The organism is Pseudomonas idahonensis, assembly GCF_037903935.1.
GTDB lineage: Bacteria > Pseudomonadota > Gammaproteobacteria > Pseudomonadales > Pseudomonadaceae > Aquipseudomonas > Aquipseudomonas danubii.
Genome location: NZ_CP149586.1, coordinates 5896223 through 5919686, shown reverse-complemented (window position 1 = coordinate 5919686; position 23464 = coordinate 5896223). Strand labels below are relative to the sequence as shown.

The 23464-nt window shown below is 63.5% G+C and carries 22 protein-coding genes; 15 read left to right on the top strand and 7 right to left on the bottom strand.

Going from position 1 to position 23464, the window contains the following annotated elements:
* The first annotated feature begins 69 nt into the window (after positions 1-69).
* The 3 genes from quiC to WIN67_RS26755 all read left to right on the top strand — a co-directional run bounded on the left by quiC (position 70) and on the right by WIN67_RS26755 (position 3102).
* The gene (quiC, locus tag WIN67_RS26765) at positions 70-1980 is read left to right on the top strand and encodes a 3-dehydroshikimate dehydratase QuiC (protein WP_102882293.1); all 1911 of its coding nucleotides are present in this window, start codon (positions 70-72) and stop codon (positions 1978-1980) included.
* Positions 1981-2084: 104 nt separating this feature from the next.
* Positions 2085-2762, top strand: coding sequence for a TetR family transcriptional regulator (locus WIN67_RS26760; protein ID WP_102882292.1), 678 nt, complete (start codon positions 2085-2087; stop codon positions 2760-2762).
* A 115-nt stretch (positions 2763-2877) separates the two neighbouring features.
* The gene (locus WIN67_RS26755) at positions 2878-3102 is read left to right on the top strand and encodes a hypothetical protein (protein ID WP_016967259.1); all 225 of its coding nucleotides are present in this window, start codon (positions 2878-2880) and stop codon (positions 3100-3102) included.
* 121 nt (positions 3103-3223) lie between these two features.
* On the opposite strand, the gene WIN67_RS26750 is transcribed toward WIN67_RS26755, so the two are convergent.
* Positions 3224-4078, bottom strand: coding sequence for a shikimate dehydrogenase (locus tag WIN67_RS26750; RefSeq protein ID WP_339070269.1), 855 nt, complete (start codon positions 4076-4078; stop codon positions 3224-3226).
* Entirely contained in the window at positions 4075-4524 is a 450-nt protein-coding gene (aroQ, locus tag WIN67_RS26745; RefSeq protein ID WP_102865405.1) for a type II 3-dehydroquinate dehydratase, read from the bottom strand. The genes WIN67_RS26750 and aroQ overlap by 4 nt, the downstream gene beginning before the upstream one ends.
* 341 nt (positions 4525-4865) lie before the next feature.
* Between aroQ and WIN67_RS26740 the strand changes: the two genes are divergently transcribed.
* The 9 genes from WIN67_RS26740 (at position 4866) to WIN67_RS26700 (ending at position 15673) form a co-directional block, all read left to right on the top strand.
* Positions 4866-5288: a DUF4160 domain-containing protein gene (locus tag WIN67_RS26740; protein WP_102882290.1), complete on the top strand. Its 423-nt coding sequence runs from the start codon at positions 4866-4868 to the stop codon at positions 5286-5288.
* The gene (locus tag WIN67_RS26735; protein ID WP_102882289.1) at positions 5285-5731 is read left to right on the top strand and encodes a DUF2442 domain-containing protein; all 447 of its coding nucleotides are present in this window, start codon (positions 5285-5287) and stop codon (positions 5729-5731) included. Before WIN67_RS26740 ends, WIN67_RS26735 begins: the two co-directional genes overlap by 4 nt.
* A gap of 121 nt (positions 5732-5852) precedes the next feature.
* The gene (locus tag WIN67_RS26730) at positions 5853-6374 is read left to right on the top strand and encodes an RNA polymerase sigma factor (RefSeq protein ID WP_102865512.1); all 522 of its coding nucleotides are present in this window, start codon (positions 5853-5855) and stop codon (positions 6372-6374) included.
* A 63-nt stretch (positions 6375-6437) separates the two neighbouring features.
* Positions 6438-7451 (top strand): FecR family protein, encoded by a 1014-nt coding sequence (locus WIN67_RS26725; RefSeq protein ID WP_306399979.1) that lies wholly within the window; start codon positions 6438-6440, stop codon positions 7449-7451.
* A 132-nt stretch (positions 7452-7583) separates the two neighbouring features.
* Positions 7584-10289 carry a TonB-dependent receptor gene (locus tag WIN67_RS26720; RefSeq protein ID WP_339070268.1) on the top strand — a complete coding sequence of 902 codons (2706 nt, stop codon included), beginning with the start codon at positions 7584-7586 and terminating at the stop codon, positions 10287-10289.
* Positions 10290-10372: 83 nt separating this feature from the next.
* On the top strand, positions 10373-10990 hold the full coding sequence (locus WIN67_RS26715; protein ID WP_102865410.1) for a heme acquisition protein HasA: 618 nt from the start codon (positions 10373-10375) through the stop codon (positions 10988-10990).
* Positions 10991-11208: 218 nt separating this feature from the next.
* On the top strand, positions 11209-12993 hold the full coding sequence (locus WIN67_RS26710; RefSeq protein WP_110596218.1) for a type I secretion system permease/ATPase: 1785 nt from the start codon (positions 11209-11211) through the stop codon (positions 12991-12993).
* Entirely contained in the window at positions 12990-14339 is a 1350-nt protein-coding gene (locus tag WIN67_RS26705; protein WP_110652069.1) for an HlyD family type I secretion periplasmic adaptor subunit, read from the top strand. Before WIN67_RS26710 ends, WIN67_RS26705 begins: the two co-directional genes overlap by 4 nt.
* Positions 14336-15673, top strand: coding sequence for a TolC family outer membrane protein (locus tag WIN67_RS26700; RefSeq protein ID WP_102882284.1), 1338 nt, complete (start codon positions 14336-14338; stop codon positions 15671-15673). The genes WIN67_RS26705 and WIN67_RS26700 overlap by 4 nt, the downstream gene beginning before the upstream one ends.
* Positions 15674-15869: 196 nt before the next feature.
* Here WIN67_RS26700 and trmA read toward each other — a convergent pair whose 3' ends face one another.
* Both trmA and WIN67_RS26690 read right to left on the bottom strand, forming a co-directional pair.
* Entirely contained in the window at positions 15870-16949 is a 1080-nt protein-coding gene (gene trmA / locus WIN67_RS26695) for a tRNA (uridine(54)-C5)-methyltransferase TrmA (RefSeq protein ID WP_273924254.1), read from the bottom strand.
* Positions 16946-18241: an NCS2 family permease gene (locus WIN67_RS26690; protein ID WP_339070266.1), complete on the bottom strand. Its 1296-nt coding sequence runs from the start codon at positions 18239-18241 to the stop codon at positions 16946-16948. Before WIN67_RS26690 ends, trmA begins: the two co-directional genes overlap by 4 nt.
* Before the next feature lie 207 nt (positions 18242-18448).
* Here WIN67_RS26690 and WIN67_RS26685 point away from each other — a divergent pair, with 207 nt between their 5' ends.
* Together WIN67_RS26685 and WIN67_RS26680 are read left to right on the top strand one after the other, a co-directional pair.
* Complete coding sequence (locus tag WIN67_RS26685; RefSeq protein WP_102882281.1) at positions 18449-18898, top strand: DUF4879 domain-containing protein; 450 nt, start codon at positions 18449-18451, stop codon at positions 18896-18898.
* A gap of 62 nt (positions 18899-18960) precedes the next feature.
* Positions 18961-19512, top strand: a complete 552-nt coding sequence (locus tag WIN67_RS26680; protein WP_339070265.1) for a DJ-1 family glyoxalase III — start codon at positions 18961-18963, stop codon at positions 19510-19512.
* A gap of 3 nt (positions 19513-19515) precedes the next feature.
* On the opposite strand, the gene WIN67_RS26675 is transcribed toward WIN67_RS26680, so the two are convergent.
* From WIN67_RS26675 to WIN67_RS26665, 3 genes are all read right to left on the bottom strand, one after another.
* On the bottom strand, positions 19516-19806 hold the full coding sequence (locus WIN67_RS26675) for a HigA family addiction module antitoxin (RefSeq protein ID WP_016966170.1): 291 nt from the start codon (positions 19804-19806) through the stop codon (positions 19516-19518).
* Positions 19807-19821: 15 nt separating this feature from the next.
* A complete protein-coding gene (locus WIN67_RS26670; RefSeq protein ID WP_016966171.1) occupies positions 19822-20100 on the bottom strand; it encodes a type II toxin-antitoxin system RelE/ParE family toxin in 279 nt (92 codons plus the stop codon).
* 98 nt (positions 20101-20198) lie between these two features.
* Entirely contained in the window at positions 20199-21437 is a 1239-nt protein-coding gene (locus WIN67_RS26665; protein ID WP_339070264.1) for an MFS transporter, read from the bottom strand.
* 586 nt (positions 21438-22023) lie between these two features.
* Between WIN67_RS26665 and WIN67_RS26660 the strand changes: the two genes are divergently transcribed.
* On the top strand, positions 22024-23463 hold the full coding sequence (locus WIN67_RS26660; protein WP_102865419.1) for a cytochrome ubiquinol oxidase subunit I: 1440 nt from the start codon (positions 22024-22026) through the stop codon (positions 23461-23463).
* Position 23464: the final 1 nt, after the last annotated feature.

The window sequence follows — 23464 nt, the reverse complement described above, 5'->3', positions numbered from 1 at the left end:
GTGGAATAATCCGCAACATCGAATAAAAGGCTCGGGTGCCACCGGCCGTCATCCCCCGGGAGTTCAATCATGCAGCGTTCCATTGCCACCGTTTCCTTGAGCGGCACCCTGCCGGAAAAACTCGAAGCCATCGCCGCCGCCGGCTTCGATGGGGTGGAGATTTTCGAGAACGACCTTCTCTATTACGACGGTAGCCCTCGGGAAATCAGGCAGATGTGCGCCGACCTGGGGATCGCCATCACCCTGTTCCAGCCATTCCGGGATTTCGAGGGCTGCCGCCGCGATCGCCTGTCGCGCAACCTGGAGCGTGCCGAACGCAAGTTCGACTTGATGCAGGAGCTGGGCACCGACCTGGTGCTGGTGTGCAGTAACGCCCAGGCCGACAGCCTCGGGGACCGGCAGATTCTCATCGATGATTTGCACCTGTTGGCCGAACGGGCCGCGCTGCGCGGCTTGCGCATCGGCTACGAAGCCCTGGCCTGGGGCCGTCACGTGAATACCTATCAACAGGTCTGGGACATCGTGCGCAGCGCCGATCACCCCAACCTTGGGGTGTTGCTGGACAGCTTCCATACCCTGTCGCTCAAGGGCGACCCGGCGGCGATTGCCGAGATTCCCGGGGACAAGATCTTCTTCGTGCAGATGGCCGATGCGCCGATCCTGGCCATGGATGTACTGGAGTGGAGCCGGCATTTCCGCTGTTTTCCGGGCCAGGGCGAGTTCGATCTGCCGGGCTTTCTGGCGCCGATCATCAAGAGCGGCTACACCGGGCCGCTGTCCCTGGAAATCTTCAACGACGGCTTTCGCGCCGCGCCGCCGCGGGCCAATGCCGCCGACGGCTTGCGCTCCTTGCTGTACCTGGAGGAGAAGACCCGCGAGCGCCTGCTGCAGGAGGCGCAACCGGTGGCCAACCTGGACATTCTGTTCGCCCCGCCAGCGGTTGAAGCCTATGGCGGCACCGAGTTCCTTGAGTTCGCGGTGGACGATGCCCTGGGCGCCAAGCTGGGGAGCTGGCTGGAGCGCCTGGGTTTTGCCAAGGCCGGACAGCATCGTTCCAAGAACGTGAGCCTGATGCGTCAGGGCGATATCAACCTGATCCTCAACTCCGAGCCCTATTCCTTCGCCCACAGCTTCTTCGAGGCCCATGGCCCTTCGGTGTGTGCCACGGCCATCCGGGTCAAGGACAGCGCCAAGGCTCTGGAGCGGGCGGTGGCCTACAAGGGCCAGCCTTATCGCGGGCTTGTAGGCCCCAACGAGCTGGAACTGGCGGCGGTGCGCGAGCCCGATGGCAGCCTGATCTATCTGGTGGACCCGCAGCAGGGCGGCCAGCACCTGTACGACACCGACTTCAACATGCATGACGATGTGCAGGCCAAGGGCGGCCTCAAGCGTATCGACCACATGGCCATGGCCCTGCCGGCGGACAGCCTCGACAGCTGGGCGCTGTTCTACAAGAGCCTGCTGGATTTCGAGGCCGATGATGAAGTGGTGCTGCCCGATCCTTATGGCCTGGTGAAAAGCCGCGCCCTGCGCAGCCGTTGCAGCTCGATCCGCTTGCCGCTGAACATCTCGGAGAACCGCAACACCGCGATTTCCCACGCGCTGTCCAGTTATCGTGGCAGCGGGGTGCATCACATTGCCTTCGACTGCGACGACCTTTTCGCCGAGGTCAGCCGGGCCAAGCAGGCCGGAGTGCCGCTGCTGGATATTCCGCTCAATTACTACGACGACCTGGCGGCGCGTTTTGATTTCGACGACGAGTTTCTCAGCGAATTGGCCTACTACAACGTCCTGTATGACCGCGATGCCCAGGGCGGCGAGCTGTTTCACGTCTACACCGAACCGTTCGAGGGGCGGTTCTTCTTCGAGATCATCCAGCGCAAGAACGGCTACGCCGGCTATGGTGCGGCCAACGTTGCGGTGCGTCTGGCGGCCATGGCCAAGTCTCGCAGTGGCGCGGTGCGCCAGGCCAAGTTGTAGCGCATTGGTAACCGGAGGCGGTAATCCACCGCCTCTGTGCTTTCTTTCGCGACAGGACGCGGCCCATAATCGCCCGCGTGTTCAGTGATGGCCGTGAGCCCAGAATGACAATGACCAGTGAACGCTCGATTGCGTCCGATGAGCCTGCTCTCGAACCGCGCAAGAGTCGCAAGAACAACCCGGAAAAAACCCGCGAGAACATCCTTCAAGAAGCTATTGTCGAGTTCGTCCAGCAGGGACTTTCCGGTGCGCGGGTGGATGCGATCGCCGAGCGCATCCATACCTCCAAGCGCATGATCTATTACTACTTCGGCAGCAAGGAGCAGCTGTACGTCGAAGTCCTGGAAAAACTCTACGGCGATATCCGCAGCACCGAGAGCCGCCTGCATCTGGCCGAGCTGGCGCCGCGGGAGGCGATTCGTCGGCTGGTGGAGTTCACCTTCGATCACCACGACCGCAATGTCGATTTCGTGCGCATCGTCAGCATCGAGAATATCCACAAGGCCGAGTACGTGAAGCAGTCCGGCGTAATCAAGGCAATGAACAACACCATCCTCCATGCCCTGGGCGAGATCCTTGAGCGCGGCGCGCAGGAAGGCGTGTTCCGCAGTGGCCTGGACCCGCTGGACGTGCACTTGCTGATCAGCTCGTTCTGCTTCTATCGGGTGTCGAACCGTCACACCTTTGGCGAGATCTTCCAGATCGACCTGCCGGACGAAAGCATCAAGCAGCGGCACCGGGAAATGATCTGCGAATCGGTGCTGCGCTACCTGCAGGCCTGACCCGGAGCTTTAGGGCCGGGTTGGCTTGTCAGGCGCTGGCTTGCTGGCCAAAGCGTCCGTAAGATCGCCTCGCCACCCCGGCTCTCGCATCATCCCCCACGACAAGGAAGGCACCATGGGTAACCCCGTCCCAACGCTTAAAATCATCCTGATCCTGATGATCGTCGTTGACTCGTTCTGGTTCGGTGAGCGCCTGCTGTCCCTGACCGGTTTCAGCGTATTCGACTGGCTGCCGAGCTCGGTGATCAATCTGGTGGGCCTGTTCGGCAGTCTGCTGATGATTCTCTTCAACGTGCTGTTGATCGGCCTGCTTGCGCGCCTGCAGCTCAAGCCCGAGTAAACGCAGGACCTGTAGCCGCTGCCGAAGGCTGCGAACGAGCCGCAGGCTCGCCAGCGTCCTGACGGATGCCGAGGGCCCTGCGGGGCCTGTCGCAGCCTGCGGCAGCGGCCACAGGCGTATTTCAGCCATTCATGCTGTGGAAGTGCGCCAGCATGCGTTGCGGGTCGGCGCTCTGGCCGCTGAACAGCTCGAACGCCTTGACCGCCTGGAACACCGCCATGGTGCCGCCATCCAGGGTTCGGCAACCCAGGGCGCGGGCATTGCGCAGCAGCTCGGTTTCCAGCGGGAAGTAGACGATCTCGGCCACCCACAGCTCCGCCCGCAGCAGTTCCACCGGCACCGGCGTGCCCGGCAGCTTGGCCATGCCCATGGGCGTGGTGTTCACCAGGCCGTCGGCGCTCGCCAGGGTGCTGGGCAGGTCGCCACCGGCCTTGGCCCGAGCGGCGCCGAAATGCTGGTTGAGGTTGTCCGCCAGGCTCTGCGCCCGCTGGTTTTCCATATCGAAAATGCTCAGTTGCTCCACACCCTCACTGAGCAGGGCGTGGGCCACTGCCGCTCCGGCGCCGCCGGCCCCCATCTGCACCACGTGCCGTCTGGCCACGCCTTGCAGACCGCGCCGGAACCCTTCGGCAAACCCCAGGCAGTCGGTGTTGTGGCCAACCCGCTTGCCGTCCTTGAGGACCACGGTGTTGACCGCGCCAATGCCGCGAGCTTCCGGGGACAGTTCGTCCAGTAGCGGCAAGATGCTCTGCTTGCAGGGAAAGGTGATGTTCAGGCCGGTGAAGTTCATCCGTTCGGCGGCGCTGAGCAGGTCGGGCAGGGCGCTGCTGTCGAGCCCCAGCTGGTCCAGATCGATCAACCGGTACAGGTAGCGCAGGTTTTGCGCGTCGCCTTCGTGTTCATGCAGGGCCGGGGTGCGTGAAGCCTGGATGCCGGCGCCGATCAGTCCGGCGAGTACGCCTGTATGGCCTGTCATAGACCTTGCTCCTTGAACCGCAGGCTGAAGTGTTCCAGTGCCAGGCGATAGCCGTGGCTGCCAAAGCCGCACATCACCGCCAGGGCAATACCCGAGACAAAGGAGTGATGGCGGAACGGTTCGCGGGCGTGGACGTTGGACAGGTGCACTTCGATCACCGGCAGTTCACTGGCCACCAGCGCATCGCGGATCGCCACCGAGGTGTGGGTCCAGGCGGCGGGGTTGATCACGATGCCGGCGCAGCGCCCGCGGGCGGCGTGAATCCAGTCCAGCAATTCGCCTTCGTGGTTGGTCTGGCGAAACTCCACGGCCAGGCCCAATTCCTCGGCGGCACGGCCGCACAAAGCCGAGACATCGGCCAGGGTTTCGTGGCCGTAAGTGGCAGGTTCACGGCTGCCGAGCAGATTCAGGTTCGGGCCGTTAAGCACCAGAACGATAGGACGCATGGGGGTAGATCTCCGTTGTTATTGTCAGCCTCGGGAGAGGGTACGAGGCACTGGGGAGGTAAATTGTACTAACTGGTTAATTTGGTCAATTGATGGCCGAGAGCGGAACCCGGGAAGGCTGATTAAGTGTTCGATAACCGAACGCTGTTATTGGCGATGGCCGTGGCGAGGCCTTGCCCGGCAATAAATGCTGACGACTTTGCGGCCGCCCGGAGGCTTTCCTGACCTTCTCCGGGGCTAACCTCAAGCAGGTCACCTCACTGCTGCCCTTTCAGGCCGGTGGTCGGATTAATCATGGAAACATGAGTCTTTGGACTCAATAACCTAACAGATGGGTTAGCATGAAAGTGTTCGTTTACAAGGGCTATGCGGTCGTCGTCATGTTGCGTGACGAACATTGCCCACCCCATGTGCATGTGGATGGCGGTCGTTGGAGTGCCCGTTTTCGCTTCAGCTTCTGGCACAACGGTGTCGAGCTCTGGGACGTTGTCCCCCATGGCCGTCGCCCGGCACTGGCAGTCCTTGAAGGCTTGCGCCAGGCCTTGAAGCAACGGGTGCATCTGGCTCGGCGTATCTGGTGGAGCAAGCTGCGCACCTTGTGCCTTGAGCAGCAGTTGTGGGATTGGCAAGCGAACGCTGTGGTGGAAGGTTCAAGCGCCGGCTGCAGGGTGTACCTGATCGAGTCAGCGCACTACGAGGAACAACGAAACCTGACTCGCCTGACCCTGGTGGGTGCGGCGCAAGGAGTGGAGATCGAACTATGAAAGTCGTCAAAGCAGCGGTGCCTGTCGATGTGCCCTTGACCCAGGAGCAGCTGGATCAAGCGGTCGAACGCGGTGAGGCGCGTCACGACGCGGGTTTGCAAGTCAGTACCTTGAGCTATGCGGCCGGGTGCCTGTGCCTGGGCTTTGCCGATGGCAGCTCGATTCATTTGCCTGTGGAAAACTATCCGGAGCTGGCGGCGCTGAGCGACACCCAATTGCAGCAACTGCAGTTGGGCTTTTCCGCCACGGCGGTGTGTCATGAGGCCGTGGATCTGCAGCTGTCGATTGTCGGGCTGCTGTCCGCCAGCGAGCCGCTGATGAAACTGGCGACCCAGTTGGTCGCCTCCCGTAACGGTCGGCAAAGCAGCGCGGCCAAGGCTCGGGCGGCGCGCCTGAATGGCAAGAAGGGCGGCCGGCCGCGCAAGGTCGAGGTGCCAGCCTAGGTCCTGGAAAGCGGCTGGCAACTGGTGTAAGCGATCGCTAATGAATACTGATATCAATTGAAAATAATTCTCGACTGACCGTAAGATGCCGGCAATTTCCTTCATGTTCCAGGGAGTCGGTTTGTCGGACGTGGATCTCAAGGGACTGTTTCTCAAGCATGCCGCGACCTTGCGTGGGTACCTGGCGCGCAAGGTACGGGACCCGCAGTTGGCCGCAGATCTGGTGCAGGAGAGTTTTCTGCGGCTGGCCGAGCAAACGCGCGGTGAGCGGATCGACAACTCCCAGGGCTATCTCTACCGCACGGCGAACAACCTGCTGATCGACCATGTACGCCAGGAGGCGCGGCGCAAGACCGAGACCGTGCCCCATGAAGTACTGGCCGACATCGAGGATGAGGCGGCCGGGTTGGAGGCTCAGGCGATGGCGCAACAACAGCGCAAGGCACTGAAACAGGCGATCACCGAGCTGCCTGCGCGCACTCAGGAAATCTTCCGCCTGAACCGTATCGAAGGCATGACCCACGCCGAGGTGGCCCGGCACCTGAATATCTCCGACAGCTCGGTGCAAAAGCACCTGTCCCGGGCGCTGGCTTATGTGATGCAACGCCTGCAGGCTACCGACGGTCGGCCGGTTGACCAGTGAGTTACGGTAAAAGTCGGGGTCAGACGTCACTGCTTATATATAACGAGAAATCGAGATTCACACGTGAATAGCCAGGGTCCGCAAGAGCGCAGTATCACCGAGGCCGCCGCCGATTGGGCGGTGCGTTTGCACGCGGGAGGCTTGAGCGCCACCGAGCAGGCGCAGCTTGCCCAATGGCAGGCCGAGGACCCGCGTCATCCCCAGGCTCTGGTGTTTGCCCGGCAGACCTGGGAGGCCTTGGGCGAGCTGCGCCTGGACCCCGAGCTGGCGGCCACTGCCCCACCAAGACGCCAGGTGGAACGGCCTGCGGCGACAATACAGCGCCCGCGCCGTCGACGCCGGCTGGTGCGGGTCGCCAGTGCGGCCATGCTGGTTCTGGCGGTGGCCCTGGGCTGGCTGCAAGGGCCGCAGGCACTGCTGTACCTGCAGGCCGACTACCAGACCGGCAAGGGCGAGGTGCGCACCGTGCAACTGGCCGATGGCAGCCAAGTGGAGCTGGACTCGAGCAGCGCCATTCGCCTGGATTACAGCGGCGACAAGCGTCAGATCCAATTGCTGGCCGGCTCCGCAGTATTTGATGTGGCGCCCATGGTCGGTGAGGAGCAACGACCTTTCATCGTGCACAGCGCCAGCGGCCAGACCCGGGCCCTGGGCACCCGTTTTGTGGTCGGGCGCGAGAGCGATCAACAAGCCTGGGTTGGGGTGTTGCAGCACAGTGTCGCCGTGAGCCTGGATGCCCCGGCGCAACGCGGCGTTTCCGAGCGGGTTCTGCAAGAGGGACAGAGCGTGCGCTATGACTCGCAGTCGGGGGTGGTGGCACTTGATGGGCTCGACCTGCAGCGCGCCACCAGTTGGCGACGTGGAGTCCTGGTGTTCGATCGCCAGCCCTTGAGCGTGGTGGTGGAGCGCCTCAATCGCTATCGACCCGGGCGGGTGGTGCTGACCAACAGTGCCCTGGCCCAGCGTCAGGTCAGCGGTGTGTTCCGTCTGGATATGCTCGACGCGGCCCTGGTCACCCTCACCCAGGAGTTGCAGGTGCAGCGTTTCGACCTGGCCGGCGTCAGCCTTATTTATTGAGGCCTGCGGGCCTTTTTTCACCTTCGGCGAAAAATAACTGAAAAAACCTTACTGAGTTTTCCTGCCTGGCACGTCTAGCTAATTGAGATGCATTCGCATGCACTAAAAGTAGCCAGCGCAGGAATCAGGAACATGAGGGTAGGCAGTCGCACTGGAATTCACGCCGCAAGTCGTCTGGCCCTGGCCATTCACTTGGGCGTAGCAGGGCTGTTGGCAGGAGGCGGTTTGTTGCACGCGGCAGAGCCCGTGGGCGTAGTCCCGCAGAGTGCTCAGCAACCACGCGAACTGGATTTCGATATCCCTGCCCAGGCCCTCGGCAGTGCGGTGCTGGCTTTTGCCGAGCAGGCCGGGGTGCAGGTGCTGTTCGACAGCCTGCGCCTGCATGGCTTGCACAGCTCGCCGCTCAAGGGCCGCTACGGCGCCGAGGAAGGACTGGCCCGGCTGCTGGGCAATGCGCCGGTGGAGTACCGCTTTAGCGGCGAGCGCCAGGTGACCCTGAGTCGGGTGGAAACCGGACGTGATGGCGCCCTGGCCTTGGCCCCCACCACGATTTCCGGTGACCTCGAAGGCCGGCAGAGCGATTGGGTATACAACGCGCCACGCTCGGTGAGCGTGGTCGGGCGCGAGCAACTTGATCGCAATCCACCGCGGCATGCCGCCGAAATGCTGGAGGAAACGTCCGGCGTGTATTCGGCGCTCAGCCAGCAGGACCCGGGCGTGTCGGTGAACATCCGCGGTATCCAGGACTATGGTCGGGTCAACATGTCGGTGGACGGCATGCGCCAGAACTATCAGCAGAGCGGCCACCAGCAGCGCAACGGAACGCTCTATGTCGACCCCGAGCTGCTCTCCGAAGTGGTGGTGGAGAAGGGCGCCACCTCCACCATGGGCGGGGCTGGAGTGATCGGCGGGGTCGCCAACTTTCGCACCATCGAGGCCCGCGACCTGCTCAAGCCCGGCCAGGAGATCGGTGGCCGAATTCGCCTGACCACCGGCTTGGGCGGCCGCAGCAACGGCACTCACTTCATCGGCAGTTCCGCCTTCGCCATCGGCACCGAAGTCTGGGACATGCTGCTGGCCGCCAGTGAACGACACCTGGGGGACTACAAGCCGGGGACCCGTGGCGGCATTGGCGAATTGCGCACCGGGAGCTGGATGGACCCGTCGATCAATGACCGGGTGAAGCATTCCAAGGTGGCCTATTCCGCTTCGGTGATGCGCTCGCGCCTGGTCAAGCTGGGGCTCAACCTGCCCCAGGACCAGCGTCTGCAGCTGAGCTACCTGACCACTGAGGTGTCCTACGACGACGCCAACATGATGAACACCGAGAACAAGAATCAGCTCTGGGAAAAGCTCGGCAGCAGCGATGTGCATTCGCAGAACTTCGGCCTCGACTACAGCTACACCCCGGACAACCCGCTGATCGACTTCAAGGCCAAGCTCTATTACGTCGACAACAGCAATGACCAGAGCACCCTGACCCGCCGCAGCAGCCCTGGCTACTCGATCACCTACCAGACCGATACCTATGGCGCCCAGGCGCAGAACACGTCGACCTTTGCCCTGGGCGGGCTGTCCACGCTGAAGGCCAACTACGGCCTGGAGTTCTTCTACGACAAGGTCCGCCCCGACTCCAGCCAGCCGGTGCCCAAGGGCTCGGCGGTCAGTGCCTCGCCTGCGGCGAGCATGACCCCCGAGGGTGATCGAGCCCTGGGCAGCCTGTTCACCCGCCTGGACTTCGACTACGACGGCTGGTTGAACCTCAATGCCGGCTTGCGTTACGACCGCTACCGCCTGCGCGGCGAAACCGGAATCAACACCCGCACCTTCGTGATCGGCAAGACGCCCCAGCAAATCTCGGTGCCGGTGGCCTATGACATCGACAACCAGGAAGGGCGCTTCTCGCCGACCTTCGGCCTGTCGGTCAAGCCCGGGGTCGAGTGGCTGCAACTGTTCGCCAGCTATGGCAAGGGCTGGCGGCCACCGGCGGTAACCGAAACCATGATCACCGGACGCCCCCATGGTGGAGGTTCTGAGAGCACCTTTCCCAACCCCTTCCTCAAGCCAGAGCGCTCCACCACCTGGGAAGCGGGGGTCAACGTCTTCAAGGAAAACCTCTGGTTCAACGATGACCGCCTGGGCATCAAGGTGGCCTACTTCGATACCCGGGTCGATGACTTCATCTATATGGCCATGGGCGTGCAGCCCCCGGGCTATGGCTCCCCCGGCATCGGCAACAGCGCCTACGTCAACGATCTCAGCAGCACCCGCTTCAAGGGCGTCGAGTACCAGCTCGACTATGACGCCGGTCGCGCCTACGGCCAGCTCAATTACACCCACATGATCGGCGACAACGATTTCTGCATGAAGACCGCCTGGCTGGGAGGGGTGACCCAGCCGGTGAAGAACGGCACAGGGCGGGGCGCAATTGTCACCGGCATGCGTCCCGATGATGCGGCCAACAATGCCAGCCGCTGCAACGCCGCGATCCTCGGTTCGGCCGAACACATGCCCATGGACCGCGGCACCCTGACCCTGGGCGCGCGCTTTTTCGAACGCAAACTGGATATCGGTGCCCGGGCCCGCTACAGCGCCGGCTACTCGATCGCCGGCTCGGCGACCGGGACCGTGAGCCAGACCGGTGTCTACCCGGCCGACTGGAAGCCCTACACCGTCTACGACCTGTATGGCAGCTACCGGGCCACTGAAGAACTGACCCTGCGCCTGGCCATGGAAAACGTCGCCGACCGCGCCTACCTGGTGCCCCTCGGCGATGTCCTGGCCTTCACCCTCGGCCGTGGCCGCACCTTGCAGGGCACCGTGGAATATCAGTTCTGACCGCTTTTGCCCATTGAAGGGCAAAACCGCAGCAGGCACTGGCGTGCTGCGGACCTGACCCACCTAATGTATTGGAGTTTTGCATGAGCATTTCGATCTCTTACAGCGCTACCTACGGCGGTAACACTGTTGCGCAATACCTGACTGACTGGTCGGCCTACTTCGGCGACGTCAACCATCGCCCAGGCGAAGTGGTTGATGGCACCAATACCGGTGGTTTCAACCCGGGCCCGTTCGACGGCACCCAGTACGCCATCAAGAGCACCGCCAGCGACGCCGCCTTCGTGGCCGACGGCAACCTGCATTACACCCTGTTCAGCAACCCGAGCCACACGCTGTGGGGCTCGCTGGACAGCGTTTCTCTGGGCGACACCCTCGCCGGTGGTTCGGGCAGCAACTACCACCTGGTCAGCCAGGAAGTCAGCTTCAGCAACCTGGGCCTCAACAGCCTGAAAGATGAAGGCCGTGCCGGTGAAGTGCACAAGGTGGTCTACGGCCTGATGAGCGGCGACAGCTCGGCGCTGGCCGGCGAGATCGATGCCCTGCTCAAGGCTATCGACCCAAGCCTGTCGGTGAACTCCACTTTCGACGACCTGGCCGCCGCCGGTGTTGCCCACGTCACCCCGGCTGCCGCCGCCGCAGCCGATGTCGGCCTGGTGGGTGTGCAGGACGTGGCCCAGGACTGGGCACTGGCCGCCTGAGTGCCGGCTTGAGGCATAAAAAAGCGAATGCAGGATCGCTCCTCCATTCGCTGGTTTGACTCACCTCCGTCGCCCGAGTTTTCGAAGGCCAGGGCGGCGGCGGTGGCAAATTCTGGGGAGCGCCGGGGTGCCTGTCAACGCACCGGGCGCGCCTCTTGTCGTTCCGCTCTGCCTAAGCGGAAGACCCTGTATCCCTAAACTCTGCACAGGACACCTTGATGAGCAGGCCGAATCCACTTGCCGCTTCCGAGACGCTGGCGGCCCTGACGGCCTACAAGGGCGGCTTCTTCAACATCGGCCTGTTCTCGGCGGTGATCAATCTGCTGATGCTGGCCCCGGCCCTGTACATGCTGCAGGTCTACGACCGGGTGCTGGCCTCGGGCAATCAGATGACCCTGTTGATGCTGACGCTGATGATCCTCGGCCTGTTCGGCCTGATGGGGGCGTTGGAGTGGGTGCGCAGCCAGGTGGTGATCCACCTCGGCACCCAGATGGACATGCGCCTGAACCAGCGGGTGTATGACGCGGCGTTCGAGGCCCAGCTCAAGGGCAGCCCCCAGGCCGCCGGCCAGGCCTTGAATGACCTGACCGCGCTGCGCCAGTTCGCCACCGGCAATGCCTTGTTCGCCTTCTTCGACGCGCCCTGGTTCCCGGTCTATCTGCTGGTGATCTTCCTCTTTCACCCCTGGCTCGGTCTGTTGGCCCTGGGCGGTGCGCTGCTGTTGGTGGCGCTGGCCTGGATCAACCAGCATATCTGCCAGGCGCCGCTGGCCCAGGCCAGCCAGTTGTCGATCATCACCAGCCAACAGGCCACGGCCAACCTGCGCAACGCCGACGCCATCGAAGCCATGGGCATGCTCGGCGCGCTGCGCGAGCGCTGGTTCGTCGGTCACCAGGGCTTTCTCGCTCAGCAGAACCTGGCCAGTGAAAAGACCGCCACTATCAGCGCCTGGTCCAAGGGCGTGCGCATGGCCTTGCAGTCCCTGGTATTGGGCCTGGGCGCGTGGCTGGCGGTGCAGGGGCAGATCACCCCGGGGATGATGATCGCCGGCTCGATCCTCATGGGCCGGGTGCTCAGCCCCATCGACCAGTTGATCGCGGTCTGGAAGCAATGGAGCTCGGCGCGCCTGGCCTACGAGCGCTTGTCCGAGCTGTTGCAGGCCAATCCGCCACGGCCGGTGCGCATGAGCCTGCCGACGCCCAAGGGCAAGTTGAGTGTCGAGCAATTGAGTGCCTGTGCCCCGGGAAGTCGCCGTCCGGCCCTGAGCAACCTCGGCTTCACCCTGGAGGCCGGCCAGGTCCTGGGGGTGATCGGCCCTTCCGGTTGCGGCAAGTCCACCCTGGCTCGGCTGTTGGTGGGGGCTTGGACGCCCCTGACGGGAAAGGTGCGCCTGGATGGCGCGGACCTGGCCCAGTGGGACAAGCAGCAACTGGGCCCGCATATCGGCTACCTGCCCCAGGACATCCAATTGTTCGCCGGCAGCATTGCCGAGAACATCGCGCGTTTCGGCGCGCTGGACTCCGATCAGGTCCTGCAGGCTGCGCAAATGGCCGGGGTGCATGAGTTGATCCTGCAACTGCCCCAGGGCTATGACACGCGCCTGGGTGAGGGCGGTGCCGGGCTGTCCGGCGGGCAGCGCCAGCGCATCGGCCTGGCCCGCGCGTTATACGGCTTGCCGGCGCTGATCGTGCTCGACGAACCCAACTCCAACCTTGATGAAGCTGGCGAACAGGCGCTGCTGCAGGCCATCAGCCAACTCAAGCAACGGCAGCGGACCCTGGTGCTGATCACTCACAAGCCCAACGTGCTGACCCTCACCGACCAACTGATGATCCTGCGCGAAGGCCAGCTGCAAGCCTTCGGCCCGACGGCGCGGGTGCTGGAGGCGAACCAGAAGGCCAAGGCCGCGCCGCCGCCCGCGGTACCGGTGAGCAATCCGGTGACCAGCCTGAACATGAATTACCGACTGGGCGTGGCCGGCGGCGAAGGGAAAAAAGCATGAAGGCGAATGTATCCACAGGCTCTGTTGCGCCGGTCGCGGGGCCCGCCGCCAGCAATGTGTTGTCCCTGGACGACAGGAAGTATTCACGCCTCGGCTGGCTCCTGGTGCTGGGAGGCTTTGCCGGGTTTATCGGCTGGGCCGCCCTGGCGCCGCTGGACAAGGGCGTGGCGGTATCGGGCAAGGTCATGGTCTCGGGCCATCGCAAGACGGTGCAGCACCAGAGCGGCGGCATCGTCGAGCGGATCGAGGTCAAGGAGGGCGACCGGGTCAGCGCCGGGCAGGTGCTGCTGCGCCTCAACGAGACCCCGCTGCGCACCCAGATGCAGTCCTTGCGCAGTCAGTACCTGGGGTCCCTGGCCAGCGAAGCGCGACTCAATGCCGAGCGCGATGGTGCCAGCGAGATCGTCTTTGATCCTCAGCTCCAGGCCTTGGCGAGCGAACCTGAGGTGGCCGCCAGCCTGGCCCTGCAACGGCAGCTGTTCAGCAGTCGGCGCCAGGCCCTGAGCATGGAGCAACAGGGCATTGCCGAGACCATTGCCGGCTCCGAAGCGCAGTTGCGCGGTACCCGGGATTCCCAGGCCAGCAAGCGGCAACAGCGCAGTGCCTTGAACGAACAGTTGCAGGGCCTGCGGGAGCTGGCCCGGGACGGCTACATCCCGCGCAATCGCCTGCTGGACAGCGAACGCCTGTACGCGCAGATCGACGGCTCGATCGCCGAGGACTTCGGCCGCATCGGCCAGTTGCAGCGACAGATCCTCGAACTGCGCCTGCGCATCCGCCAGTCCACCGAGGACTTCCAGAAAGACCTGCGCAGCCAGTTGGCCGACACCCGGATTCGCACCGAAGACCTGCGCAATCGCCTGGCCTCCGCCGAGTTCGAACTGGCCAACAGCCAGGTGCGCGCCCCGGCTGCCGGGGTGGTGGTGGGCCTGGAGGTGTACACCGAGGGCGGAGTGATCAAGCCGGGCCAGCCGCTGATGGACATCGTGCCCCAGGACGAGCCGCTGCTGGTGGAGGCGCGGGTGCCGGTGCAACTGGTGGACAAGGTGCACCCGGGGCTGCCCGTGGAGCTGATGTTCTCGGCCTTCAACCAGAGCACCACGCCGAGGGTGCCGGGGGAAGTGACCCTGGTGTCCGCCGATCGCCAGGTCGACGAACGTACCGAAGAGCCCTATTACACCTTGCGCGCCACGGTCAGCGCCGAAGGCATGCAGCAGTTGCAGGGCTTGCAGATCCGTCCGGGGATGCCGGTGGAGGCCTTTGTCCGTACCGGCGAGCGTTCGATGCTCAATTACCTGTTCAAGCCCCTGCTGGACCGGACTCATATGGCGTTGGTGGAAGAATGACTCGCGCCTTTTGCTTTCTCGCGCTGCTGTGCCTGCTGAGCAGCCCGTCGGCCCTGGCCCTGGGTTTGCTCGATGCCTACGATCTGGCTCTGCGTAACGACCCGACCTTCCAGGCGGCGATCAAGGAGCGCGATGCCGGTGAAGAGAACCGGGCCATCGGCCGTGCCGGGCTGTTGCCGAACCTGTCCTGGAGCTACAACAATTCGCGCAACCAGTCCGAGGTGACCCAGGACACGGTTCGTGGCGATGTCACCACCGATCGTGACTATCGCAGCTATGCCTCGACCCTGACCCTGCAACAGCCGTTGCTGGACTACGAGGCCTATGCGCGCTATCGCCAGGGCTCGGCCCAGGCGCTGTTTTCCGACGAGCGTTTTCGCGGCAAGAGCCAGGAACTGGCGGTGCGCCTGCTCAGTGCCTACAGCCAGGCGCTGCTGGCCCAGGAGCGCATCGAGCTGAGCCGGGCACAGAAACGCGCCTACGCCGAACGCTTGCAGCTCAATGAACGTCTGCTCAAGGGCGGCGAGGGCACCCGCACCGATGTGCTGGAGACCCAGGCCCGTTTGAGCCTGGCCCTGGCGCAAGAGATCGAGGCCCAGGACCAGCAGGATGCGGCCCTGCGCGAGCTGCAAGCCATAGTCGGCGAGCCGTTGCAGATCGACGAGCTGGACCCGCTGACCCGGCAGTTCGAGATCCAGCCGCTGCAGCCCAACCGCTTCGACAGTTGGCGCGACCTGGCCATGGCCAACAACCCTGAACTGGCTTCCCAGCAGCAGGCCCTGCGGGCGGCGGAATACGAAGTGGAGCGCAAGCGCGCCGGGCACCTACCCAAGATCAGCCTGTACGCCAGCAGCCGGCAGACCCGCTCTGATTCGGAGAGCACCTACAACCAGCAGTACGACACCAACACCGTGGGTATCCAGGTCAGCCTGCCGCTGTTTGCCGGTGGTTCGGTCTCGGCCTCGACCCGCCAGGCGGCCAGTCAGCTGTCCCAGGCGCAATATGAACTGGATGCGCAAACCGCCAATACCCTCAACCAGCTGCGCAAGCAGTTCAACCTCAACACCAGTGCCGCGGCCAAGGTCCGCGCCTATGAAATGGCCGTCAGCTCAGCCGAGGCCCTGGTGACTGCGACCCGCAAAAGCGTGCAGGGTGGCGAGCGGGTCAACCTCGATGTGCTGGACGCCGAGCAGCAACTGTTCACTGCCCGTCGTGACCTGGCGGATGCCCGGCATGCCTACCTGCTGGCACGGATTGAGCTCAAGTACTACGCCGGCCTGCTCAATGAACAGGACCTGCAGCAACTGGCCGGGTACTTTCAACCCGCGGGCTGACCTTGTGGCCGCTGCCGCAGGCTGCGACCGGGGCGCAGCCCCGCCAACCCCGGCCCTGATGCACCGCGGTGTCAGGTTTGCGCCTGCTTCGCAGTCGATCGCAGCCTGCGGCAGCGGCTACAGGAAGCGGTAGGGGGATCGGCGGCCCAGAATGACAACGGCCGTCTCGAGGACGGCCGTTGGGGAGCGGGGCAAATCAGCGGCGGGTCAGCAGGACCCCGGATTCCATGTGGTGAGTCCAGGGGAACTGGTCGAACAGCGCGCAGCGGGTGATGCGGTGGGTGTCGTGCAACTGGGCGATGTTGGCCGCCAGGGTTTCAGGGTTGCAGGAGATGTACAGGATGTTGTCGAAGCGCCGGGTCAGTTCGCAGGTGTCCGGGTCCATGCCGGCCCGGGGCGGGTCGACGAACACGCTGCCGAATTCGTAGCTCTTCAGGTCCACGCCCTGCAGGCGGCGGAACGGACGCACTTCGTTCAGGGCTTCGGTCAGCTCTTCGGCGGACAGACGCACCAGGGTGACGTTATCCACAGCGTTTTCGCTGAGGTTGCTCAAGGCGGCGTTGACCGAGGTCTTGCTGATCTCGGTGGCCAGTACCTTGCGCACCCGGGTGGCCAGGGGCAGGGTGAAGTTGCCGTTGCCGCAGTACAGTTCCAGCAGGTCGTCCTGGCGCTCGCCCAGGGCTTCATAGGCCCAGTTGAGCATCTTCTGGTTCACCGTGCCGTTGGGCTGGGTGAAGGCGCCTTCGGGTTGGCGGTAGCTGAAGGTACGCCCGCCGACTTCGAGCTTTTCCACCACGTAGTCCTGGCCGATGACTTCGCGCTTGCCCTTGGAACGGCCGATCACACTGACATTGAGGTCGGCGGCCAGTTGGCTCGCGGCCTTGTGCCAGTGCTCGTCCAGCGGGCGGTGGTAGCACAGGGTGATCATCGCATCGCCGGCCAAGGTGGTGAGGAACTCCACCTGGAACAGCTTGTGGCTCAAAGGCGCGCTGGCCTGCCAGGCGGCCTTGAGCCGGGGCATCAACTGGTTGATGCGCAGGCTGGCGATGGGGAATTCTTCAATGAGGATCGGCGTGCGTTTGTCGTCCTGGGAGAACATCGCGTAATGGCGTTCACCGGCCTCGCGCCACAGGCGGAACTCGGCCCGCAGGCGGAAGTTCTGCAGGGGCGAGTCGAAGACCTGGGGCTCGGGCGCAGCGAAGGGCGCCAGCAGGTCACGCAGGCGCGTGACCTTGTCGTTCAATTGGGTGCTGTAGCTTGCGGCGTCAAAAGTCATGCGGCGAACCAACCCAGCTTGATCACGAACAATATCGACAGGATCACCAGCGGTGCGTTCAGCTCGCGGGCGCGGCCCGACAGCAGCTTGATCGCGGTCCAGGCAATGAAGCCGAAGGCGATGCCGTTGGCGATCGAATAGGTGAACGGCATGGCCAGGGCAGTGACCACCACCGGCGCGGCGACGGTGATGTCGTCCCAGTCGATTTCCGCCAGGCCCGAGGTCATCAGCACGGCCACGAACAGCAGTGCCGGCGCGGTGGCGAACGGTGGCACGCTGGCCGCCAGCGGCGAGAAGAACAGTGCCAGCAGGAACAGAATCGCCACCACGATGGCGGTCAGGCCGGTGCGGCCACCGGCGCTCACGCCCGCAGCGGATTCGATGTAGCTGGTGGTGGTCGAGGTGCCCAGCAGGGAGCCGGCCATGGCGGCGGTGCTGTCAGCGATCAGCGCGCGGCCCATTTTCGGCATGTGGCCGTCCTTGCCCATCAGGCCGGCGCGCTTGGCGACGCCGATCAGGGTGCCGGAGTTGTCGAACAGATCAACGAACAGGAAGGCGAAGATCACGCTCACCAGACCAATGTCCATGGCGCCCTTGATGTCCAGTTGCAGGAACGTCGGGGCCAGGGACGGAGGCATCGAGGTCACGCCGGCGAACGGGGTGAAGCCCATGATGATCGAGGCAATGGTCACCGCGAGGATGCCGATCAGCACCGCCCCGCGCACTTTCAGCGCTTCCAGGGCGACGATCAGGGCAAAGCCCAGGGTGGCGAGGATCGGCGCCGGCTTTTTCAGATCACCCAGGCCGACCATGGTGGCCTGGTTGCTGACCACGATGCCGGCGTTGTGCAGGGCGATCAGCGCCAGGAACAGGCCGATACCGGCAGCAATCGCCGAGCGCAGCGGCAGGGGGATGCTGTTGATGATCCATTCGCGGATCTTGAAGATCGACAGCAGGAAGAACAGCACCGCCGAGATGAACACCGCACCCAGCGCCACTTGCCAGGTGTGGCCCATGTGCAGGACCACGGTGTAGGTGAAGAAGGCGTTCAGGCCCATGCCCGGGGCCAGGGCGATCGGGTAGTTGGCGATCAGGCCCATGATGGTGGAGCCGATGGCGGCAGCCAGACAGGTGGCAACGAACAGGGCGCCCTTGTCCATGCCCGTCTCGCCGAGAATGCTCGGGTTGACGAAGAGAATGTAGGCCATGGCCAGGAAGGTGGTGACGCCCGCAAGAATCTCGGTGCGCACGTTGGTGTTGTGTGCCTTGAGTTGAAACAGCCTTTCCAGCATGTCTGCTCCCCGTGGCGCCGCCGGGCGCCGTGAATGTATCGACTCCAACAGCAAAGCACAGACTTTATAAGGTGCCTGTGGATTTGCCCTGTGTCGGAAAAAGCCGCGCATCATACCAGCAGCGTGGGCCAATGGCTGCGATCGTCGGCGATGTTTTGCACTGCTGGCAAGTAGCGCATACTGCGCCCTGCTTTTAAGGGGGGATTTATGCGCAGCACAGTGAAAATGACAGCATTGACGCTGCTGGGGGCTGCGGCCTGCTGGTTGGCGGCTCCGGCCCTGGCGCGTTCGGCGCCGCCGTTGAGCCAGGTGGAGATTCTCAAGGTGCTGTCACCTTCCTGCGGCCTGGAAGATGTCTCCGATGGGCGTGAACGCACCCAGTGCGACCACAACGGCCCGAACATCAAGGTCTACGTGCTGGAGATCGGCTACGGCCGCGAGCCCCATGTGAACCTGGACGGTTTCGAGGTCGACGGCACTCGCTCGCCGGTGTGCGAGGACGGCTCCGCCTATGTGCCCTGCGGCAACTCGGGAATCACCGTGGGCTACATCTATGTCTTCGACCTGGCGGGCAAGCAGGAAGGCACCTTCAGCTTCAGCAACACCTCGATCAACGCACCGGGCAATACCCTGAGTGCGCAGATCTACATCCGGTAGCCCCGAACGGCGTTCGGCAAAGCTGACTAAGCTCTAAAGACCTTCCTTGTGGAGTCATCCCCATGACCTTCAGAGCCTTGGTCACCCTTGCCGAAGGCATTGATGACCTGCAAAGCGTGACCCTGATCGACGTACTGCGCCGTGCCGAAATCGAGGTGTTGGCGGCCAGTGTCGAAAACCGGCGCATGCTCACCTGCGCCCGCGGCACTCGACTGACCGCCGACGCCATGCTGGTGGATGTGCTGGCCCAGCGCTTCGACCTGATTGTGTTGCCCGGCGGCGCGGTAGGTGCCCAGCATTTGGCGGGCCATCAACCCCTGATGCAATTGGTCAAGTATCAGGCGGCCGCCGGCAGGTTCTTCGCCGGCATCGCCGAAGCACCGGCCCTGGCCTTGCAGGCCTATGGCGTGCTGCGCCAGCGGCGCATGACCTGCCTGCCCAGCGCCAGCCATCAGCTGTTGGGCTGTACCTTTGTCGACCAGCCGGTGGTGGTGGATGGCAACTGCATCACCGCCCAGGGTTCCGGCGCGGCCCTGACATTTGCCCTGGCCCTGGTGGAGGCGCTGTGCGGTCGCGGCAAGCGCGCCCAGGTGGCAGCAGAGTTGTCGGTATAGGGCTCAGCCGACATGGGCCGCGATAGGCTCGATCACCGGTTGCAACTCCTGCTCGGTGTGCCAGATGTCGTAATCGGCCTGCACCGCCAGCCAGACCTTGGCCTTGCCGATTCCGGCACGTTCCAGGCGGACCGCCAGTTCCGCGCGGATCGGCGCATGGCCGTTCAACACCTTGGACAGATGCGGGCGGGCATAGCCGATATGCCGGGCCAGTTCCGTCACGCTGATGCCCAGCTCAGGCAAGACATCCAAGCGCAGGGTGTCACCGGGGTGGGGCGGGTTGTGGATGGGCATGATCCTGCCTCCTGTTCAGTGGTAGTCCAGATAATCGACCAGTTCGATATCCGAACCTACGAAACGAAAGATCACTCGCCAGTTGCCGGACACCACCAAAGACCAATAGCCGTGCAGGTCGCCCTTGAGTGGGTGCAGCCGCCAACCCGGCAGGTTGAGGTCTGCCGGTTCGCTGGCGTGATCCATGAACGACAGCTGGCGGGCCAGCCGGCGTGCATGCTCAGCCCGTATTCCACGAGTCGATCCGGTTTCATAGAAGGCGCGCAGGCCTTTGTGCTGAAAGGACTTGATCATGGGGAGCGAGTGTAAGGCGATACCTTACACGCTTCGTAGCGGTTTTGTATTGCAGAGAATGATCAACACGCTGTTACAGGGACAAACCGCCTGAGGTTTTACATCTTGGCCTCTTCCACCCGTTCGATCATCCGATCGCGCTTGGCCAGGGTCGGAAACAGCTTGATCCAGACCCCGGTCACGACCAGCGTGCCGACCCCGCCCAGCACCACCGCCGGCACGGTGCCGAACCAGTGGGCGGTCAGCCCGGATTCAAATTCCCCCAGCTGGTTCGAAGCGCCGATGAACAGGCCGTTTACCGCGCTGACCCGGCCGCGCATTTCGTCCGGGGTTTCCAGCTGCACGAAGGACGCGCGGATCACCATGCTGATCATGTCCGCCGCCCCCTGCACCACCAGCACCACCAGGGAAAACCAGAACGAGGTCGAGAGGCCGAAGGCGATGGTGGCCACGCCGAATACGCCGACGGCGGTGAACATCACCCGCCCGACCTTGCGCTCGACGCTAAAGCGCGCCAGCCACAGCGACATCAGCAAGGCGCCCACCGCCGGTGCCGAACGCAGCAGGCCCAGGCCCCAGGGACCGGTGAGCAGGATGTCCTTGGCGAACACCGGCAAGAGTGCTGTGGCGCCGCCCAGCAGCACGGCGAACAGGTCCAGGGAGATGGCGCCGAGGATGTCCGGGCGGCTGCGGATGAAGCGAATCCCCGCCAGCAGCGAATCGAGGGTGGCCTTGCCCTTGTTCAGCGGCGTCTGCCGGGCCGGCAGGTTGAGCATCAGCAGGCAGGCGATCAGGTACAGGACCACGGTGGGGCCGTAGACCCAGACGCTGCCGAAGGCGTACAGCAACCCGCCCAGGGCCGGGGCGACGATGGTCGCCGACTGTTGCGCCGATTGCGCGGCGGCCACCGCCCGGGGAAACAGCGCCGCGGGCACGATGCTCGGCAGCAGGGCCTGGGTGGTGGGCATCTCGAAGGAACGGGCGCCGCCGAGGAGGAAGGCCAGGATGAAGATCATTTCCCGGGTCACGCTGTCGGTCAGGCTGCCGACGGCCAGGGCCAGGGCGATCAAGGCTTGTAGCGACTGACAGATAGCCGCCACTCGGCGCCGGTCGTAGCGGTCGGCCACGTGCCCGGTGTGCAGCATGAACAGCACTCTTGGGGCAAACTCCACCAGCCCCACCAGGCCCAGGTCGAGCACATTGCCGGTCAGCTGGTAGAGGTTCCAGCCGATGGCCACAGTGAGCATCTGGAAACCACTGGCGGTGAAGATCCGGGCCAGCCAGAACGCAATGAACGGACGATGGTGACGGAGCAGCAGAGGGTCTTGGCTGGGCATCGGGCGGTCGATCTGAGCGGGGAGTGCGACGAGGTTATCACCAAGATGTAACCAATAGTTGCGGGGCGGGGGAAATCGTTAGCCACGCATCTATCTCGTTTTTCGCTCGAACACCGGGTCGCGAACCCTGTAGCCGCTGCCGCAGGCTGCGAACGCTTTGGGCGGCACTCCGTCGCAGGAGACGCCAGGATCTTGAATACGCCGCAGGTTCGCCGGGAAATGGCCAGGCAAGACCCTGCGTACCGAACGCGGCCCGGCCTTTCGCAGCTTCGCAGGCTCAGCAGCGGCTACAGGCGTTTTGTGTGGGGAAAAGCCGGGAAAACCCCGTGTTTGGCGGGGTGAGGCAAGCTGTCACGCGGCAAATAACCACAGAGTTGCGCGCTGAAAATAGGACTACTCTTTTAACGTTGCTTGACCCAGATCAAAACCTTTTCCAGTGGTTTGATGTGGCGGCCCAAGGGCCAGAATCCCTACGTTGCGATGGTTTAAAAAAGAACGAATCCGAATTCGCCGAACTCCATATCCGTGGGGGCAGTAGGCGCTGGCCTTTGGCCCGCAGCCGGTTTTACCTGATAGAGGAAAGCTTATGTTCGGTTTAGAGGCGCTTGATCTCGCCCGAATTCAGTTCGCATTCACCGTTTCGTTCCACATCCTGTTCCCGGCCATCACCATTGGTCTGGCGAGTTATCTGGCGGTACTCGAAGGCCTGTGGCTCAAGACCCGCGACGATACCTATCGTGATCTTTACCACTTCTGGTCGAAGATCTTCGCTGTCAACTTCGGCATGGGGGTGGTTTCCGGTCTGGTGATGTCCTACCAGTTCGGCACCAACTGGAGCCGTTTCTCCGATTTTGCTGGTGCTGTCACCGGCCCCTTGCTCACCTATGAAGTGCTCACCGCGTTCTTCCTCGAGGCTGGTTTCCTCGGGGTCATGCTGTTCGGCTGGAACAAGGTCGGACGCAAGCTGCACTTCTTCTCCACGGTGATGGTGGCCATTGGCACCCTGATTTCGACCTTCTGGATTCTGTCCTCCAACAGTTGGATGCAGACCCCGCAAGGCTTCGAAATCGTTGACGGCCGAGTGATTCCGGTGGACTGGCTGGCGGTGATCTTCAACCCGTCATTCCCCTATCGCCTGGCGCACATGGCGGTGGCGGCGTTCGTCGCCACGGCGTTCTTCGTCGGCTCGTCCGCAGCCTGGCACTTGCTGCGGGGCCGCGACAACCCGGCCATTCGTCGCATGCTGTCGATGGCCATGTGGATGGCCTTGATCGTGGCACCGGTGCAGGCGGTGATCGGCGACTTCCACGGTCTTAATACCCTCAAGCACCAACCGGCGAAAATCGCCGCCATCGAAGGTCACTGGGAAAACGTCGGTAATGAGCCGACCCCGCTGATCCTATTCGGCTGGCCGGACATGAAGGCTGAGAAAACCAAATACGCAGTGGAAATCCCTTACCTGGGCAGCCTGATCCTCACCCACTCGCTGGACAAGCAGGTGCCGGCGCTCAAGGAGTTCCCGCCTGAAGACCGTCCCAACTCGACCATTGTGTTCTGGTCGTTCCGGGTCATGGTGGGCCTGGGCATGCTGATGATCTTCACCGGCCTGTGGAGTGTCTGGCTGCGCAAGCGCGGCACCCTCTACACCTCGCGTCCGTTCCTGTACCTGACGTTGTGGATGGGGCCGTCCGGCCTGATCGCGATCCTGGCGGGCTGGTTCACCACCGAGATCGGCCGTCAGCCCTGGGTGGTCTATGGCCTGATGCGCACGGCGGATGCTTCGTCCGCACACAGTTTTGTGCAGATGAGCATCACCCTGGCGTTGTTCGTGGTGGTGTATTTCTCGCTGTTCGGCGTGGGTCTGGGCTACATGATGCGCCTGGTGCGTAAAGGCCCGGTCACCAACGAAGGTGCCGAAACCAGCCACGGTGGTCCCGGGCAGAAACGTACCCCGGCCCGTCCGCTGTCCGCAGCCGACGATGACCACGACGCCGACCACGGCACCCGCCTGAACAAGGGGAACTGAG